Source organism: Pedobacter frigidisoli (genome assembly GCF_032678525.1).
GTDB lineage: Bacteria > Bacteroidota > Bacteroidia > Sphingobacteriales > Sphingobacteriaceae > Pedobacter > Pedobacter frigidisoli_A.
This window is the reverse complement of the sequence record NZ_JAVTSE010000004.1, coordinates 602008-617342: the sequence shown is the minus strand read 5'-3', so window position 1 is coordinate 617342 and position 15335 is coordinate 602008. Positions and strand designations below refer to the sequence as shown.

The 15335-nt window shown below is 39.7% G+C and carries 12 protein-coding genes; 10 read left to right on the top strand and 2 right to left on the bottom strand.

The annotated features are described in order from the left end of the window. Positions 1-393 precede the first annotated feature (393 nt). The 10 genes from R2Q80_RS14565 (at position 394) to R2Q80_RS14520 (ending at position 11782) form a co-directional block, all read left to right on the top strand. On the top strand, positions 394-1344 hold the full coding sequence (locus R2Q80_RS14565) for an outer membrane protein assembly factor BamD (protein ID WP_316800288.1): 951 nt from the start codon (positions 394-396) through the stop codon (positions 1342-1344). A 3-nt stretch (positions 1345-1347) separates the two neighbouring features. Next, positions 1348-1674, top strand: coding sequence for a DNA-directed RNA polymerase subunit omega (locus R2Q80_RS14560; protein ID WP_047798485.1), 327 nt, complete (start codon positions 1348-1350; stop codon positions 1672-1674). A 77-nt stretch (positions 1675-1751) separates the two neighbouring features. Next, positions 1752-2942, top strand: coding sequence for a bifunctional phosphopantothenoylcysteine decarboxylase/phosphopantothenate--cysteine ligase CoaBC (gene coaBC / locus R2Q80_RS14555; RefSeq protein WP_316800287.1), 1191 nt, complete (start codon positions 1752-1754; stop codon positions 2940-2942). Between the two features lies 1 nt (position 2943). After that, complete coding sequence (locus tag R2Q80_RS14550) at positions 2944-3834, top strand: DUF4835 family protein (RefSeq protein WP_316800286.1); 891 nt, start codon at positions 2944-2946, stop codon at positions 3832-3834. Positions 3835-3992: 158 nt separating this feature from the next. Continuing rightward, positions 3993-4364, top strand: coding sequence for a BlaI/MecI/CopY family transcriptional regulator (locus R2Q80_RS14545; RefSeq protein WP_047798488.1), 372 nt, complete (start codon positions 3993-3995; stop codon positions 4362-4364). A gap of 25 nt (positions 4365-4389) precedes the next feature. Continuing rightward, positions 4390-6273, top strand: a complete 1884-nt coding sequence (locus R2Q80_RS14540) for a M56 family metallopeptidase (RefSeq protein WP_316800285.1) — start codon at positions 4390-4392, stop codon at positions 6271-6273. A 94-nt stretch (positions 6274-6367) separates the two neighbouring features. Continuing rightward, on the top strand, positions 6368-8020 hold the full coding sequence (recN, locus tag R2Q80_RS14535) for a DNA repair protein RecN (protein WP_316800284.1): 1653 nt from the start codon (positions 6368-6370) through the stop codon (positions 8018-8020). 42 nt (positions 8021-8062) lie between these two features. After that, the gene (locus R2Q80_RS14530; RefSeq protein ID WP_316800283.1) at positions 8063-9292 is read left to right on the top strand and encodes a carboxypeptidase-like regulatory domain-containing protein; all 1230 of its coding nucleotides are present in this window, start codon (positions 8063-8065) and stop codon (positions 9290-9292) included. A 76-nt stretch (positions 9293-9368) separates the two neighbouring features. Next, positions 9369-10604: a carboxypeptidase-like regulatory domain-containing protein gene (locus tag R2Q80_RS14525; RefSeq protein WP_316800282.1), complete on the top strand. Its 1236-nt coding sequence runs from the start codon at positions 9369-9371 to the stop codon at positions 10602-10604. A gap of 110 nt (positions 10605-10714) precedes the next feature. Then, positions 10715-11782, top strand: coding sequence for a PA0069 family radical SAM protein (locus tag R2Q80_RS14520; RefSeq protein WP_316800281.1), 1068 nt, complete (start codon positions 10715-10717; stop codon positions 11780-11782). Positions 11783-11835: 53 nt separating this feature from the next. Here the strand turns inward: R2Q80_RS14520 and R2Q80_RS14515 are convergent, their stop codons facing one another. Then, complete coding sequence (locus R2Q80_RS14515; RefSeq protein WP_316800280.1) at positions 11836-12360, bottom strand: CAP domain-containing protein; 525 nt, start codon at positions 12358-12360, stop codon at positions 11836-11838. 127 nt (positions 12361-12487) lie between these two features. Further along, positions 12488-15037, bottom strand: coding sequence for an ATP-dependent Clp protease ATP-binding subunit (locus R2Q80_RS14510; RefSeq protein ID WP_316800279.1), 2550 nt, complete (start codon positions 15035-15037; stop codon positions 12488-12490). Positions 15038-15335: the final 298 nt, after the last annotated feature.

Genomic DNA, 15335 nt, shown 5'->3' with positions numbered 1-15335 from the left:
TAAAATGTATATTAACAATGAACGAATGGTGATTTATATATCCAGAGTTATGAAGCGATATCTACGCCCTGGTATCCGGCAGGTCAGCGATCAATTGCAATAGATAATATCAGTTTTTGTATTTTGGAACATTGAAAGAATGGACAAGTAGCACATGTTAAAATAAGCCGATATTACAAAGCACCGTTATCGACAATTTAAGGTCATTCACACCATACTATGTTGTTGAGATACTTGCGTAGACCTCGCCGATACTACCTTAAAAGCCCTACAACTAAACAAATTCGCTTTTGTTAAAAATTGTTAACTATATATAGGTAGTGAATTGCTTTGCATAGCTTAGCGGCGAATTGTTTTTATTGATGTTATCGTATTATTAATTATCTTTGCAGAATGTTTAAAGTTAAACACTTAATTATTTTAGTATTTATAGCCGCTTTAGGTATTGCGGGTTGTAAAAGTCGTTTCGAGAAATTGAGAGCGAGTAACGACGTTGCAAAAAAATACCAGGAAGCCCTTCGTCTGTATAACAAAAGAGATTACAGTAAGGCACTTGTGCTTTTTGAAGACCTTTCTCAAAAATACCGAGGTCGTGCAGAAGCCGAAGATTTAAACTATTACTACTCTTATACCTTATATAGATTAAGCGATTATACTACTGCAAGATATCAGTTCAAAAGCTTCGCAGATACTTATCCGGCAAGTAAAAATGCAGAGGAAGCCCGTTATATGGCCGCATACTGCTATTACCTGGAGTCACCTGTTTTCTCACTGGATCAGGAAAATACTTACAAAGCAATTGACGCGCTTCAATTGTTTATCAACTTATACCCTACAAGCGACCGTGCAGCGGCAGCAGGCAAGTATATCGCTGATTTGAGAACAAAACTGGAAGACAAGGCTTTTGAAAATGCGAAGATGTACTTAACAACAGGCCCGAGTAATGTAGACAATTACAGAGCAGCAGTTATTGCACTTCAAAACGCACAAAGAGACTATCCGGATATTAAATATGCCGAAGAAATGGATTTCCTGATGATCAGGGCACAATACCTGTATGCTAAAAACAGTTATTTATTCCGCCAGGAAGACCGCTTTAACGAAGCGATCTCTTTATATACTGCTTTTGCTGACAAATATCCCGACAGCCCTTTTTCCAAAGATGCTAAAGGATTAAAAGCTGATGCCGAAGCAGGGATTGTTTTGACAAAACAGGAAATTGCGCTCAATAATAATGAGCAGGAAAAATACAGACAAATGCTGATTAGAACCGGAAAGATTAAAGACACTGTGTCTGCAACTCCTCCAAACAAATCAGAAATAACGAATATTAAAAACAAGTAATACATGAATACTAACAAACCTGCTGTACCAAACACTACAGTTACCAGAAATGTGCACGATTTAGATAGAACTACAGACAACCTTTATGAGTCTTTAGTTGTAATTGCTAAAAGAGCAAATCAGATTTCGAACAACGTTAAAGAGGAGTTGCACGGTAAATTAGCAGAATTTGCATCAAGCAACGATAATTTGGAAGAAATTTTCGAAAACCGTGAGCAAATTGAAATCAGCAAGCACTACGAGCGCATGCCTAAACCTGTTTTAGTAGCGATGGATGAGTTTTTAAATGGTAAAGTTTACCACAGAAATCCTGCTAAAGAACAAAAATAATATTGGCACAATGCATGGAGTTTGGAGCCGGGCGTTTAGAGTATGCTCTTTGCACTATGCTTTAAACTCCTTGCTCAATGCTCAACAATAAAAACATTATCCTAGGCGTTTGCGGCAGTATTGCAGCCTATAAGTCGGCCTTTCTGGTTCGTCTTTTGGTTAAAGCTGGTGCAAACGTCAAAGTTATTTTAACCCCTGATGGCGCAAATTTCATTACGCCACTTACCCTTGCTACGCTTTCTAAAAACCCGGTATACACCCAATACTTCGAAGAAGAAACCGGGGTATGGAGCAACCATGTAGAATTGGGGCTTTGGGCTGATCTTGTACTCATCGCGCCCATCAGCGCAAACACACTGGCAAAACTGGCGACCGGAATATGCGATAATCTCCTCACTGCAGTTTACCTTTCGGCTAAGTGCCCTGTTTATGTAGCTCCGGCAATGGATCTCGATATGTGGAAGCACGAAACAACCCAGCAAAACATTGCCAGGGTTACGAGCTACGCAAATACCATCATCTATCCCACAAGCGGCGAACTGGCCAGCGGACTTTATGGTGAAGGTAGAATGGCCGAACCTGAAGAAATTGTTTCATTCTTAACCAATGCCATTAAACAATCGCTTCCCTTGTTTGGGAAAAAAGCGATGGTAACAGCAGGCCCCACCTATGAAGCGATTGACCCCGTGCGTTTCATTGGCAACCACTCTTCCGGTAAAATGGGTTTTGCCCTTGCTGATGAACTGGCAAGGCTGGGCGCAGAAGTAACTTTGATAGCTGGTCCAACCGCCCAAAAGGCTGAACAGTCTTTAAAAAGAGTCGACGTGGTAAGTGCCGAAGAAATGCTGAATGCCTGTTCTTCCCTGTTTCCTGAAACAGATATCACCGTCATGTGTGCAGCCGTGGCAGACTACCGCCCTAAGACGGTTTCAACCCAGAAAATTAAAAAACAGGAAAATGAGCTGGTGCTGGAACTGGAAAAAACAACCGATATACTGGCCTCACTCGGAAAAGTAAAGAAACCCGGGCAGATCCTGGTTGGCTTCGCGCTTGAAACGAACGATGAAGAAAACTATGCCAAGGGAAAGCTGGAAAAGAAAAATCTCGATCTTGTAGTACTCAACTCTTTAAACGATAAAGGAGCAGGTTTTAAATCTGATACCAATAAAATTACTATTTTTAACAAAGCATTGCAACGTACCACCTTTGAAACAAAATCGAAAGTTGCTGTTGCTAAAGACATTTGTGAGGCTATCTTAAAATTGTAAGATGATAAAGAAAATCGTTTGGATATTATTATTGTTGGTTACCGGCAAAATACATGCCCAGGAGCTTAATGCCCGGGTTACAGTTCTGGCACCTCAGGTTTCCAACATTAGCAAACCTGGTTTAGAGGCATTGCAAAAAACAATCCGTGATTTTTTAAACAATAACAAGTTCAGTAATGAAAACTACAGACCCAATGAACGTATAGATTGCAGTTTTATTATTACCATCAATTCATGGGATGGCGGATCAGGGTATACCGCTGAAGCACAGATTCAGAGTAGCCGACCTGTTTTTAATAGTACCTATAACAGCACTTTGTTGAATATGAGCGATAAAAACTTCGACTTCAGTTTTAATGATGGCTCTACTATAGATTTTTCAGACCAGAACTACATTTCCAATATCAGTGCCTTGCTCACCTACTATGCTTATACTATTATTGGATTGGATAAAGACAGCTTCGCCCGTATGGGAGGAACAACCTACTTCAAAAAAGCACAGAATATCATTAACCTCGCTCAGGCTTCGGGAAATACCGGCTGGAAAGCAGCCGACGGACTTAGAAATCGTTTCTGGTTCAATGAAAATGTTTTAAATCCGGTTTTCAAAGAGTTAAGGAATTTCATTTACAGCTACCACCTTAATGGCCTGGATCAATTAACCGATAATGACAAGGGCCTTACGCAAATAGTAGCAGCATTGCCTGCGTTACAGGAAATGGATAAACAAAAGCTGGGCTCTATTTTTCCAAATGTCTACTTCGCATCAAAAGCCGAAGAAGTAACCAATGTCCTGTCTAAACTGAATACGCAGGAAAGAATCAAAGCTTACAATATGCTGGCCGAAATTGATCCTGCAAATATCGGGAAATACGAGGGACTAAAACAATAATCAATAGATTTCTTGGCCTGATGCAGAGGCTAATCCATGTTCCTGAGCTCCATTGGAGCAAAAAAACTGAACATCAATAATTTTTTTCTAAAATATTTTGTTTATACGAATATCTTCGTACATTTGATTACGAAATAATTCGTACAACGTGTAACAATATGACAGCCAGTAACATCAAACCTACAGAAGGCGAAATGGAAATCCTGCAGGTGCTTTGGCAAAGAGACCGGGCAACTGTGAGGGAAGTTCATGAAGCGCTGAATAAAAAAGATGCCGGATATACCACCACTTTAAAACTGATGCAAATCATGCACGAGAAAGGCATGGTAGAAAGAGATACCAATCAGAAAACACACATTTATAAGGCAATTGTAAACCAGGATAAAACGGAAAAACAACTGGTAAATAAAATGATTGATAATGTTTTCAATGGTTCAGCTGCAAGGCTTGTGATGCAGGCACTAGGTAATCACAGTGCAAGTGCGGATGAAATTGATGAAATTAAAAAATATTTAGATAGCCTGAAATAAGTCGAAGAACCCAAAAATCACCATTATGGAAACTTTAGTACAACAGTTTGTTAAAGCATTTGGTTGGAGTATATTAAACTCCCTCTGGCAAAGCGCCATCATTTATGGTATCCTATTCATTATCATGCTTAGCCTGCCTAAGCTAGCTGCCAAACACAAGCACAACCTCGCTTTTGGTTCAATTATCTTCATGTTTGCAGGTTTTGCCTATAATTTTTTTCAGCAAATTATGATTACCGCACCTAAGCAGTCTCACGGGCTTAGCACAGATCAAATTCAGGCGTACCAGTATTTCAATAACCTCCCTCCTAGTTTCGCCAGCAGGGCAGAGCAATACTTTCCGGTAGTTGTCGCCTTTTATATCCTTGGCATTTTATTACAGCTTTTCGTAATTGCAAAAGGTTATAAACAGCTTTCGAAATTAAAGAAAGACAGCCTGAGTATTATTCCCGACGAATGGAAGAACATTTTTGCACATGTAACCGCGCAGCTGAACATTAAAAAACAAATCCGGTTTAACCTGTCAGCTTTAGTAAATGTTCCATTGGTAATTGGCTACCTGAAGCCGGTGGTATTGTTTCCTGTTGCCTTGGTCAATCAATTGGATAAGGATCAGGTAGAAGCGATACTCATCCACGAACTTTCTCATATCAGAAGAAATGATTTTCTGTTAAATCTGATTAAAACCGCTATTGAAACACTACTTTTCTACAATCCATTTGTATGGATGGCCGGCAGGTTTATCCACATCGAACGCGAACATGCCTGCGATGATCTGGTACTGAAAATTACCGGCAAACCACTGAACTATGCACATGCGCTGCTCAAGCTGGAACTTCTTAAAGATAAATCGAGCCCTGCATACGCAATGGCTGCAACAGGGAAAACACAAAATTTATATCAACGCATTAAAAGGATAACCAATATGAAAACGAATTATTTAAATGCAAAACAACAAATGGCTGCCCTTACCCTGGGAATAGCCTGTATTTTCTCGATTGCATGGATTAATCCCGCAGAGAAAACCAAGGATAATAAAAAGTCTATGGTTGAACAGGTGATAAGTTCTAATAATAAATCGAATGATTTACAAACCATCATATTCCAGGATACTACTAAAAAACGCAAATTAAAAATAGTCACCATAGATAAAAATGGGAACAGAACAGAATACAACTCTATGAAAGAAATTCCGGATAGCATCAAAAAGGATCTTGATGCGAATGAATTATTTTCAGGTCGGAATGTCTTCCGCATCACTTCTGATTCTGGTTTCAAATTCCGTGATTCGGTTTTCCATGCTAAAATATATAAACAGTTCAATTCTCCCGAGGCCCAGGCTAAATGGAAAAAATTTGGCGAAGACTTAGCAAAAAAGTATAATTCGCCAGAAGAACAAGCGAAATGGAAAAAGTTCGGTGAAGATGTGGCAAAGGAATATTCTTCACCCGAAGCACAGGCAAAATGGAAGAAATTTGGTGAAGATATCGCTAAAGAATACAACTCGCCTGAAGCACAGGCTAAATGGCAGAAGTTTGGTGAAGATGTTGCAAAACAGTATTCATCACCAGAAGCTATTGCAAAATTTGAAAAAATTGGTGAGCTCGTTGCTGCCTTGCCTACAGTGGAAAATTTAAAAGGAGATACAAAGGTTAGGCTTTATACGAATGAAAATTACGCTAAGCTGAAGGACCTCAGACGGCTAAAGCTCGATACTGCTTTTAACAGCGGACGAGATGTCTACACTTTTGATTCAAACAATGACAATGTTATATTCCTGAACGGCGAATCCCTCAAGCTTAAAAATTCTGAAGAGTATAAAAAGCTCAAAGAAAAATTCGATAAGGAAGTAAAAGAGCTTAAAGTCAAAATGGAAAAGTCAGAACAAAAAGAAAAGTCTAAAAATTAATCAAACCAAACAGCTCAAACAGCGGAGAAATTTCTCTGCTGTTTTTGTTTTATACTGGCTGTTGGAATAACTTTTAGTATTTTCGTAACCAAGTATGCTACAAAAACTTTCTATTCGTAATTACGCACTAATCGATAGCCTTGATATCGAATTTGATAGAGGATTGAATATTATCACCGGAGAAACGGGTGCTGGAAAATCCATTATACTCGGTGCATTATCACTCATTTTAGGGCAGCGGGCGGAAAGCAAATATTTCTTTAACCAAGATAAAAAATGTGTTATTGAAGGAAATTTTGTCCTCGCCGATGAAAACTTAAAAGAAATATTTGAGGAGTACGACCTGGATTTTGAGCGGGAGAGTATACTTCGCAGGGAGATCTCAATAGATGGAAAATCAAGGGCTTTTATAAATGATAGTCCGGTAAACTTAACTACGTTAAAACAAATTGGCGAAAAGCTGATCGACATCCATTCCCAGCACGCCACGCAGGAAATTAATGATGCATCTTTTCAATTGCTTATTGTAGATGCACTGTCCAGCCACAATACTTTGCTCGGCGATTATCGTTCGGGTTTTAGAATGCTCAGACAAGAACGCACTCGCTTAAAAACACTGATAAGCGATGCGGATGAGGCCAGAAGCAAGCAAGACTACGAACAGTTTTTGTACAACGAGCTGGAGCAGGCGCGACTGAAAACCGGTGAACAGGAAGAGCTGGAAGTTGAACTTGAAAAACTTACCCATGCAGAAACCATAAAAAGGGCGTTACTTACCACTGCAGGTCTTATAACTGAAAGCGAGCCGTCCGGTTTGCAAATGCTGAAAGAGGCCCAGCTACAACTGCAGGGTGTGGAGAGATTCGATCCGACAATCAACACCCTGTATGAGCGTCTTAAATCATGCATTATTGAAATTAAGGATATTGCCGATGAGGTTTCAGTTATCGAGGAAAATACACTCCATAGCGCCGAGCGGTTAGAAACCATTAACCAGCGTTTAGATCTTTTTTATTCTCTGCAGCAAAAGCACCGCGTAAGCAGTAATGACGAATTACTGGCATTACAGCATCAGCTTGAACAAAACCTGAATCAATTGCTTTCATCAGATGAAAACATTGAAAAACTGCAAAAAGAAATTGAAGCGCTTAAAACAACGCTTACTAAGCAAGCCAACCAATTAACTCAAAACCGCAAAAAAGCCATAAAACTTGTGGAGGAAGAAACCAGTAAAACCCTTCAAAATGTCGGTATGGCCAGTGCCCGTTTGGTGCTGGAACAAAAGCCCCTCGACGAGTTGGGCAAAGATGGTTTGGATGAAATTACTTTATTATTTACGGCAAATGCAGGGCAGCGCCCTGCGCCTGTAAATAAAGTCGCTTCAGGAGGTGAACTTTCCCGCCTGATGCTGGCGATCAAAGCATTGCTGGCTAAACATACTTCGCTCCCAACCATTATTTTTGATGAAATTGACACGGGTATTTCAGGGGAAACGGCGCTGAAGGTTGGGGAAGTGATATCGGCTCTCGGAGAAAATATGCAGGTAATTTCAATTACTCACCTGCCACAGATTGCTGCTAAAGGAGAATCTCATTACTTCGTGCACAAGAACGAGTCTGGAGGTAAAACAACCACCGGTATCCGTAAACTGAAACAGGAAGAACGCGTGGCCGTTATTGCAGAGATGTTGAGCGGAAGAAATCCTGGTGCTTCGGCAATAGAAAATGCAAAAGAATTATTAAGCTAAATATTTTTTTCATAAAACTAATTATTTAGTTATTTTTAAGGAATGAAGTCTTTACTTTTCTTTATTCTTCTCCTCGCCTGCTACGCAGTACAAGCTCAGCAAACCATTACCTTAAGTGGAACCATTAAAGACAAAAATGGCGAACCACTTCCAGGAACGGGTGTATACGTAAGCGACTACAAAATTGCTACATCGACTGATGATAAAGGTAGATATGCACTTAAATTAAAAGCTGGAAACTATAATATCCTGGTACAGTTAATTGGTTTTAAGGCCACTAACAAAAATGTAGTGATCAACGATCAACCTGTAAACCTCAATTTCACTTTAGAAGAAAGTGAAACACAATTGTCGGATGTAACCATAAAACCTGATCCCAACCGCTTACATTATCTTAATACCTTTAAAACATATTTTATCGGCTTAACTGAAAATGCTCAGAAGTGTAAAATGCTTAACAGCGAAGTCCTTCGTTTTGATTACGATGGGGAGAAAAGAACATTAACCGTGCAGTCTGATGAATTTCTGATCATAGAGAACAAAGCGTTAGGATACAAAATCAAATATCTCATTAAAGAATTTCAATACGATTACAAAACCAGAATTGTTTATTACGAAGGTTATCCTAATTATGAAGACCTTCCGGGCACAGACAACCAGAAGAAAAAATGGGCGATTAAAAGATCAGAAGCCTATAATGGCTCGTCACAACATTTTTTTAGTGCCTTATTTAACAACTCAATAAAAGAAGAAGGGTTTATCATCAATAAACTGATCAGAAATCAGGTTCAGGAAAATCTTGCAGATAGCATTATCCAGGCACAGGTTGGTGGTTTTACTTCACCTCTGCTTACCCTGCCAGGCACACACCAGTTTGGTTCACCGAAAACTACAAATACTGCGGTTACTATATCCAAACCCAAACAGTCGAAAGGCTTTGCCGCATTAAACAGAGCGGAAATTTTAACAGACACATTAGTTCACCGTTATAATGATCAAATCAAAAAGATAGATTTCACAAATGTACTTTATGTGATCTACACCAAAGAGCGCGAAAGCTCAAGTTTTAAAGCCCGTATTGGCATGCCAGTGAACAGGCCTTCTGAATTGAACAATACGCAAATCTCTTTGATCAACATGACATCCCCACCGGCATATTTCTATAAAAATGGTAGTGTTTACAACCCCCGTGCAATGCTTTATGAAGGCTACTGGGCCTGGGAAAAGATAGCAGACAGCGTTCCAATGGATTATATTCCGACAGCAAAATAAGCCTTAAAATGTTAAAATTGTTAAATATATTCAAAGATTTTAATAAATATTACGCCTTTTGGCTACATTCGTCAGTATGTATAAACGCCTTTTAGTCGCCCTGTTTTTCTTCATTTCAGGCGCTAATGCACTTGCACAAAATACGTTCTCCATCAGTGGAATTGTCAGAGATAAAAAGGATGGTTTGCCTGGAGCAAGCATATACCTGAGTGGATACAAAGTTGCCACAGTAGCTGACAACAATGGGAGGTTTAAGCTCACTAATCTAAAACCCGGAAGCTACGATTTACTTGTACAGATTGTTGGATACCTCCCCTATTCTAAAAGTGTTATTATAGCGGATAAATCAGTAGAGGTTGACCTGGTATTGAAAGAAAATGTTGCCCAGCTGGATGAGGTTACCGTCCGGGCAGATCCCAATCGTCAGAAATATATTAACCAGTTTAAGGAATTTTTCATCGGAAAAACTCCGAATGCAACGCAGTGTAGAATTTTAAATCCACAGGTCTTGAACGTAGATTTTGACATTACCAAAAGTACACTCACTGTTTCTACCACTGAATTTCTGGTCGTGGAAAACAAAGCCCTGGGTTATCGCTTAAAATATATGCTCGATCATTTCGAATACAACTCCAGAACACATATTATTTATTATTCAGGTCATCCGTTTTTTGAAGAGTTAAAAGCATCTGCCGCCAAAAAAAGGAAATATATCGCCGCACGCGAGATTGCTTACTATGGCTCATCACAACACTTTTTCAGGTCATTGTATGCAGGTAGAAGCCAGGAAGAAGGATTTATCATCAACAAAATGGTAAAAATACCAAACCCAAACCGGTATCCTGAATACCTGATCAACGGTAATCTTGAAAAGATTAAAGCCGTTGCCGAAAAAACAGGAATCAGGCAGAACAAAGGAAAGATAGATACTGCTTTACTGGCTTTCTGGACCAAGCAAAAAGAAATGCCGAAAACTATCGACAAATTCTCAAGGGCTGATGTGCTTACCGATACATTGGTGCATTATTTCAATCAGAACCTAAGGTATCTAAACTATACCGACGGCTTGCTGATTCAATATACCAAAGAGAAAGAATCCCTTGCTTATTCTAAAACAGGTTTCTGGATTTTCAGACCTTTAGATGTACCCGAAAATGAAATTTCTGTTGCCAATTTAACCGAAGGTCCTGTTCGGTTCTACGAAAATGGCGGTATTTATGATTCGCGTTCATTACTCTATGAGGGCTATTGGGCATATGAAAAAATCGCAGATATGGTACCCATGGATTACATTCCGCTACCTAAGAAATAAGAACATCTAAGATGGATGGGCTGAACTGATCAAATTATTTTATAGCAAATTGTTGAAAAGTAGCCTCACCTACCCAATCAAATTACTAAATTTATTAGTAATTTTAGATCATGATTGGTGGCGAAGAAAAACAATATTTCAGGGGAAGAGGCGCTCAAGTAAATCCGCATAACAGATTTTTAAAAGATGTTTATGTTAAGGAATACGATGAAGGAATTGACGATTGGGAAGAAAGTGATCGCAAAACAACCTTCCTTTTTGAAAACTCAAAAACCATCGTTAACAAAGTGGATAGCCCGGATGTTGGCATGGCTTATTCTCTGAACCCGTATCAGGGCTGCGAACATGGCTGTACCTATTGTTACGCACGAAACTCTCATCAGTACTGGGGCTACAGTGCAGGTTTGGAATTTGAGCGAAAAATTATCGTTAAAAAAGATGCCCCTGCTCTTTTCAAAGCGTTCCTGGAGAAAAAAGGTTGGGATGCTACCACAATTTCGTTATCAGGTAATACTGATTGTTATCAGCCTGCAGAAAGACAATTCAAACTGACGAGACAACTTTTGGAAATAGCGCTTGAATTTAAGCAACCCATAGGTATGATTACCAAAAATTCGCTTATTCTGCGCGACCGCGATATCCTGCAGGAGATGGCCAAACTTAACCTGTGTATGGTTTATGTTTCCATTAATAGTTTAAATGAAGATTTAAGGCAGGTGATGGAACCGCGTACCACCACCGCAAAACAACGGCTCAAAGTAGTTGAGGAAATGAGTAAAGCCGGGATTCCGATGGGCGTAATGGTTGCCCCGCTCATCCCCGGACTTAGCGATCACGAAATTCCAGCTATACTCAAAGCAGTAGCCGCTGCAGGCGCAATCAAAGCTGGTTATACCGTAGTCAGATTAAACGGCGCGATCGGGCAAATATTTGAAGACTGGCTCCGTAAAAATTTCCCCGACCGGTTTGATAAGGTGTGGCATATGATCCAGAGCTGTCATGGTGGGAATGTAAACGATAGCAGATTTGGCGACCGAATGCGGGGAGATGGAAATGTTGCTAAAATGATCCGGGACAATTTCAGGCTCCATTGCCGGTTAAATGGATTAAACAAAAACGATATCATATTAGACCATACACTTTTTAAAGTTCCGGGTAGCCAGATGAGTTTATTTTAATCTCTGCAAAACGTCAGCAGGTTAATCAATTCCTTACACATGAAGTTTTGAATTTATCTTGCTCCAAAAACCTGCACCCAGTACACCCCTGACTTTGCGGCGCCCATGTCTTTAAAGGATGCATTCATGATGTTTTTGCAATGGCTTTCACTTTTAATCCAATCGATAAAAACCTGCGCTTCTGTTGTTTGTCCTTCAGCAAGGTTTTCCCCAACGGTGAGCCAGATGTAACCTGCTGCTTTTGCCCTGTCGCCAACAGTTTCGCCCTTAGCCGAAGTATGCACCAATTGTTTGATAGATGCCATGTAGTTACTTTGATAAACCGCAGCTGAAGCTAAATTAGCATTCCACGTTACAGTGCCTACAGGAGGCATCGTGGTTGTACCGCATGTACAGCCTGCCAGTCTGGTATCATTCACCAGTTTTAAAAGGGCATCATTGTTAATGTTTGTTGTAGTAGATGCTTCGATTTTTAGGGTTGCGGAAGCTTCTGAAGGAGAAGTGTCAGTTCCTTTTTTGCATGATGAAGCAAGGCAAAGCATCACCACGCACATTATTTGGTTAGTTAAAGATTTCATTAGAAAGTTTGTTCGGGGAAAGATACAGGGATTTTCGAGAAATATTTACGCTCAGACAAAAATATTCGTATTCCTGGATGTGATTAAACAAAAAAAACTCCCAATTTTCATTGGGAGTCTTTCTATTTTATTTACTTGAAGAATCTTCTTCTTTGGGGGCTTCCTTTTCTTTTTCGCCTTTTTTGTGAACAACCGAAATCACTTCCGTTGTTTTGTCATAATCGATTTCTAAAACATCGCCTTCAGTGAGTTCACCTTTCAAAATTTCCTCTGCAATCGGATCTTCAAGATATTTCTGTATCGCCCTTTTTAGCGGACGGGCACCGAAATTACTATCAAAACCTTTTTCAGCAATATATTCCTTGGCGTTCTCAGTTAAAGCAATTTCATAACCTAATGTATGAACACGACCAAATAAAGCTTTCAATTCAATGTCGATAATTCTGAAGATTTCTTCTTTCCCTAAACTATTGAATACCACAACATCATCTACACGGTTTAAGAATTCAGGTGCAAAAGCACGCTTTAATGCGCTCTCAATTACACCACGACTGTGTTGCTCTGCCTGATTAGTTTTTGCTGAAGTAGAGAAACCAACACCCTGACCGAAATCTTTAAGCTGACGGGCACCGATATTTGAAGTCATAATGATGATTGTATTTCTAAAATCAACTTTACGGCCTAAACTGTCTGTTAACTGACCTTCATCTAAAACCTGCAACAGAATGTTAAATACATCAGGGTGGGCTTTTTCAATCTCATCCAGTAAGATTACTGCATAAGGTTTTCTTCTTACTTTTTCAGTCAGTTGCCCGCCTTCTTCATAACCAACATACCCCGGAGGCGCTCCCACTAAACGTGATACCGCAAATTTCTCCATATACTCACTCATGTCGATCTGAATCAAAGCATCATCACTATCAAACATAAAGCGTGCAAGCTCTTTCGCTAACTCAGTTTTACCAACACCAGTCGGCCCTAAGAAAATGAATGAACCGATTGGTTTTTTAGGGTCTTTTAATCCCGCTCTTGTACGTTGAATGGCTTTAGTTAACTTCTTGATCGCATCATCCTGACCAATAATCTTTTCGGCAACCTTATCGTACATATTCAATAGCTTCTGGCTATCTGTTTGTCCAACACGCTGAACCGGAATACCAGTCATCATGGCTACAACTTCAGCTACGTTATCTTCCGATACCTCATAACGCTTGGTTTTAGTTTCAGCTTCCCATTCGGCTTTAGCTTTATCTAATTCCTCGATCAGGTTTTTCTCCGTGTCACGTAATTTCGCTGCCTCTTCATATTTCTGACTGCGAACAACTTTGTTTTTCTCCAGCTTGATATCTTCAATTTTAGCTTCGATATCAATGATGTTCTGAGGAACGTGGATGTTAGTCAAGTGGACTCTCGATCCCGCCTCATCCAAAGCATCAATGGCCTTATCAGGTAAGAAACGATCAGAAATATAACGTGAGGTTAAAGTCACACAAGCTTCAATCGCATCCTGAGTGTAAGTTACACCATGGTGTTCCTCATATTTATCTTTAATACGCGTTAAAATTTCGATGGTTTCATCTGGTGTAGCCGGCTCAACCATTACCTTTTGGAAACGGCGGTCTAAGGCACCGTCTTTTTCAATATACTGGCGGTACTCATCTAGGGTAGTCGCACCGATACATTGAATTTCGCCCCTTGCCAAAGCAGGTTTGAACATATTCGAAGCATCCAGTGAACCCGAAGCTCCGCCTGCGCCAACAATCGTGTGAATCTCATCGATGAATAAAATTACATCAGTTGATTTCTCCAGCTCGTTCATCACCGCTTTCATACGCTCTTCGAATTGGCCGCGGTATTTTGTACCTGCTACCAGTGAAGCCAGATCAAGTGTAACAACGCGTTTTCCAAAAAGTACACGAGATACTTTACGTTGAACGATTCGTAACGCCAACCCTTCAGCAATTGCCGATTTACCAACACCCGGCTCACCAATTAAAATAGGATTGTTCTTTTTTCTACGCGATAGAATCTGTGATACACGCTCGATCTCTTTTTCACGGCCAACAATCGGATCTAAACGACCTTCTTCAGCTGCCTTGGTTAAATCACGACCAAAGTTATCTAAAACAGGTGTTTTAGACTTAATATCAGAAACTTTTTTAGGGGCACTAAAGCTCTCCTCTTCACGATAATCATCATCTCCACCTGTAGATGCGCTGTTTGAAATATCGTCTCTAAAACCATTTTTGTTCACCTCTACCTCTTGTTTAAATACATCATAAGTAACACCATACTGCAAAAGTATCTGTGAGGCGATGTTATCATCATCCCTAAGCACAGACAGCAATAAGTGTTCGGTTCCAATTAAATCGCTTTTAAATATCTTAGCTTCTAAGTAAGTAATCTTTAAAACTTTTTCTGCTTGTTTAGTTAAAGGAATGTTGCCCAGATTAACTGTTACACTCGAAGTACCGCGAACGGCATCTTCAATTGAGCGACGCAATTTACCAGTATCAACTCCCAACGATCGTAAAATCTTTATAGCCATACCATCGCCTTCGCGGATGAGGCCCAATAATAAATGCTCGGTTCCAATGTAATCGTGCCCTAAACGCAGCGCTTCCTCTCTACTGAAAGAGATCACATCTTTAACCTGTGGTGAAAATTTTGCTTCCATAATTCCTTTCTTAACAGCTACGTCCCTAAACTATAAAATAAATTATAAATAGAGCACTTACTGTTTTCTTTATTTTATCAACAATTGCGCCATATAGGTGAATGAACACCCTTTTACTCGTATTAACATGCTCAATACTCAACCAGGAATAACGACGATACTCTTATTTTAGCCTGTATCTATCTACGTAATAAGTGTTTTTTAAGTTTTAAAAACACAATTATTGCAGGCAGTTTTGATTGATTTGCTTAATGTCTGTCTATTGTAAGTATTTTATCGGATGATTAAACTGACAATA

What these genes read in the sequence shown, in the direction of transcription:
- R2Q80_RS14565 (WP_316800288.1), top strand. Translation starts at nt 394, where the DNA reads ATGTTTAAAGTTAAACACTTAATTATTTTAGTATTTATAGCCGCTTTA.
- R2Q80_RS14560 (WP_047798485.1), top strand. Translation starts at nt 1,348, where the DNA reads ATGAATACTAACAAACCTGCTGTACCAAACACTACAGTTACCAGAAAT.
- coaBC (WP_316800287.1), top strand. Translation starts at nt 1,752, where the DNA reads ATGCTCAACAATAAAAACATTATCCTAGGCGTTTGCGGCAGTATTGCA.
- R2Q80_RS14550 (WP_316800286.1), top strand. Translation starts at nt 2,944, where the DNA reads ATGATAAAGAAAATCGTTTGGATATTATTATTGTTGGTTACCGGCAAA.
- R2Q80_RS14545 (WP_047798488.1), top strand. Translation starts at nt 3,993, where the DNA reads ATGACAGCCAGTAACATCAAACCTACAGAAGGCGAAATGGAAATCCTG.
- R2Q80_RS14540 (WP_316800285.1), top strand. Translation starts at nt 4,390, where the DNA reads ATGGAAACTTTAGTACAACAGTTTGTTAAAGCATTTGGTTGGAGTATA.
- recN (WP_316800284.1), top strand. Translation starts at nt 6,368, where the DNA reads ATGCTACAAAAACTTTCTATTCGTAATTACGCACTAATCGATAGCCTT.
- R2Q80_RS14530 (WP_316800283.1), top strand. Translation starts at nt 8,063, where the DNA reads ATGAAGTCTTTACTTTTCTTTATTCTTCTCCTCGCCTGCTACGCAGTA.
- R2Q80_RS14525 (WP_316800282.1), top strand. Translation starts at nt 9,369, where the DNA reads ATGTATAAACGCCTTTTAGTCGCCCTGTTTTTCTTCATTTCAGGCGCT.
- R2Q80_RS14520 (WP_316800281.1), top strand. Translation starts at nt 10,715, where the DNA reads ATGATTGGTGGCGAAGAAAAACAATATTTCAGGGGAAGAGGCGCTCAA.
- R2Q80_RS14515 (WP_316800280.1), bottom strand. Translation starts at nt 12,360, where the DNA reads ATGAAATCTTTAACTAACCAAATAATGTGCGTGGTGATGCTTTGCCTT.
- R2Q80_RS14510 (WP_316800279.1), bottom strand. Translation starts at nt 15,037, where the DNA reads ATGGAAGCAAAATTTTCACCACAGGTTAAAGATGTGATCTCTTTCAGT.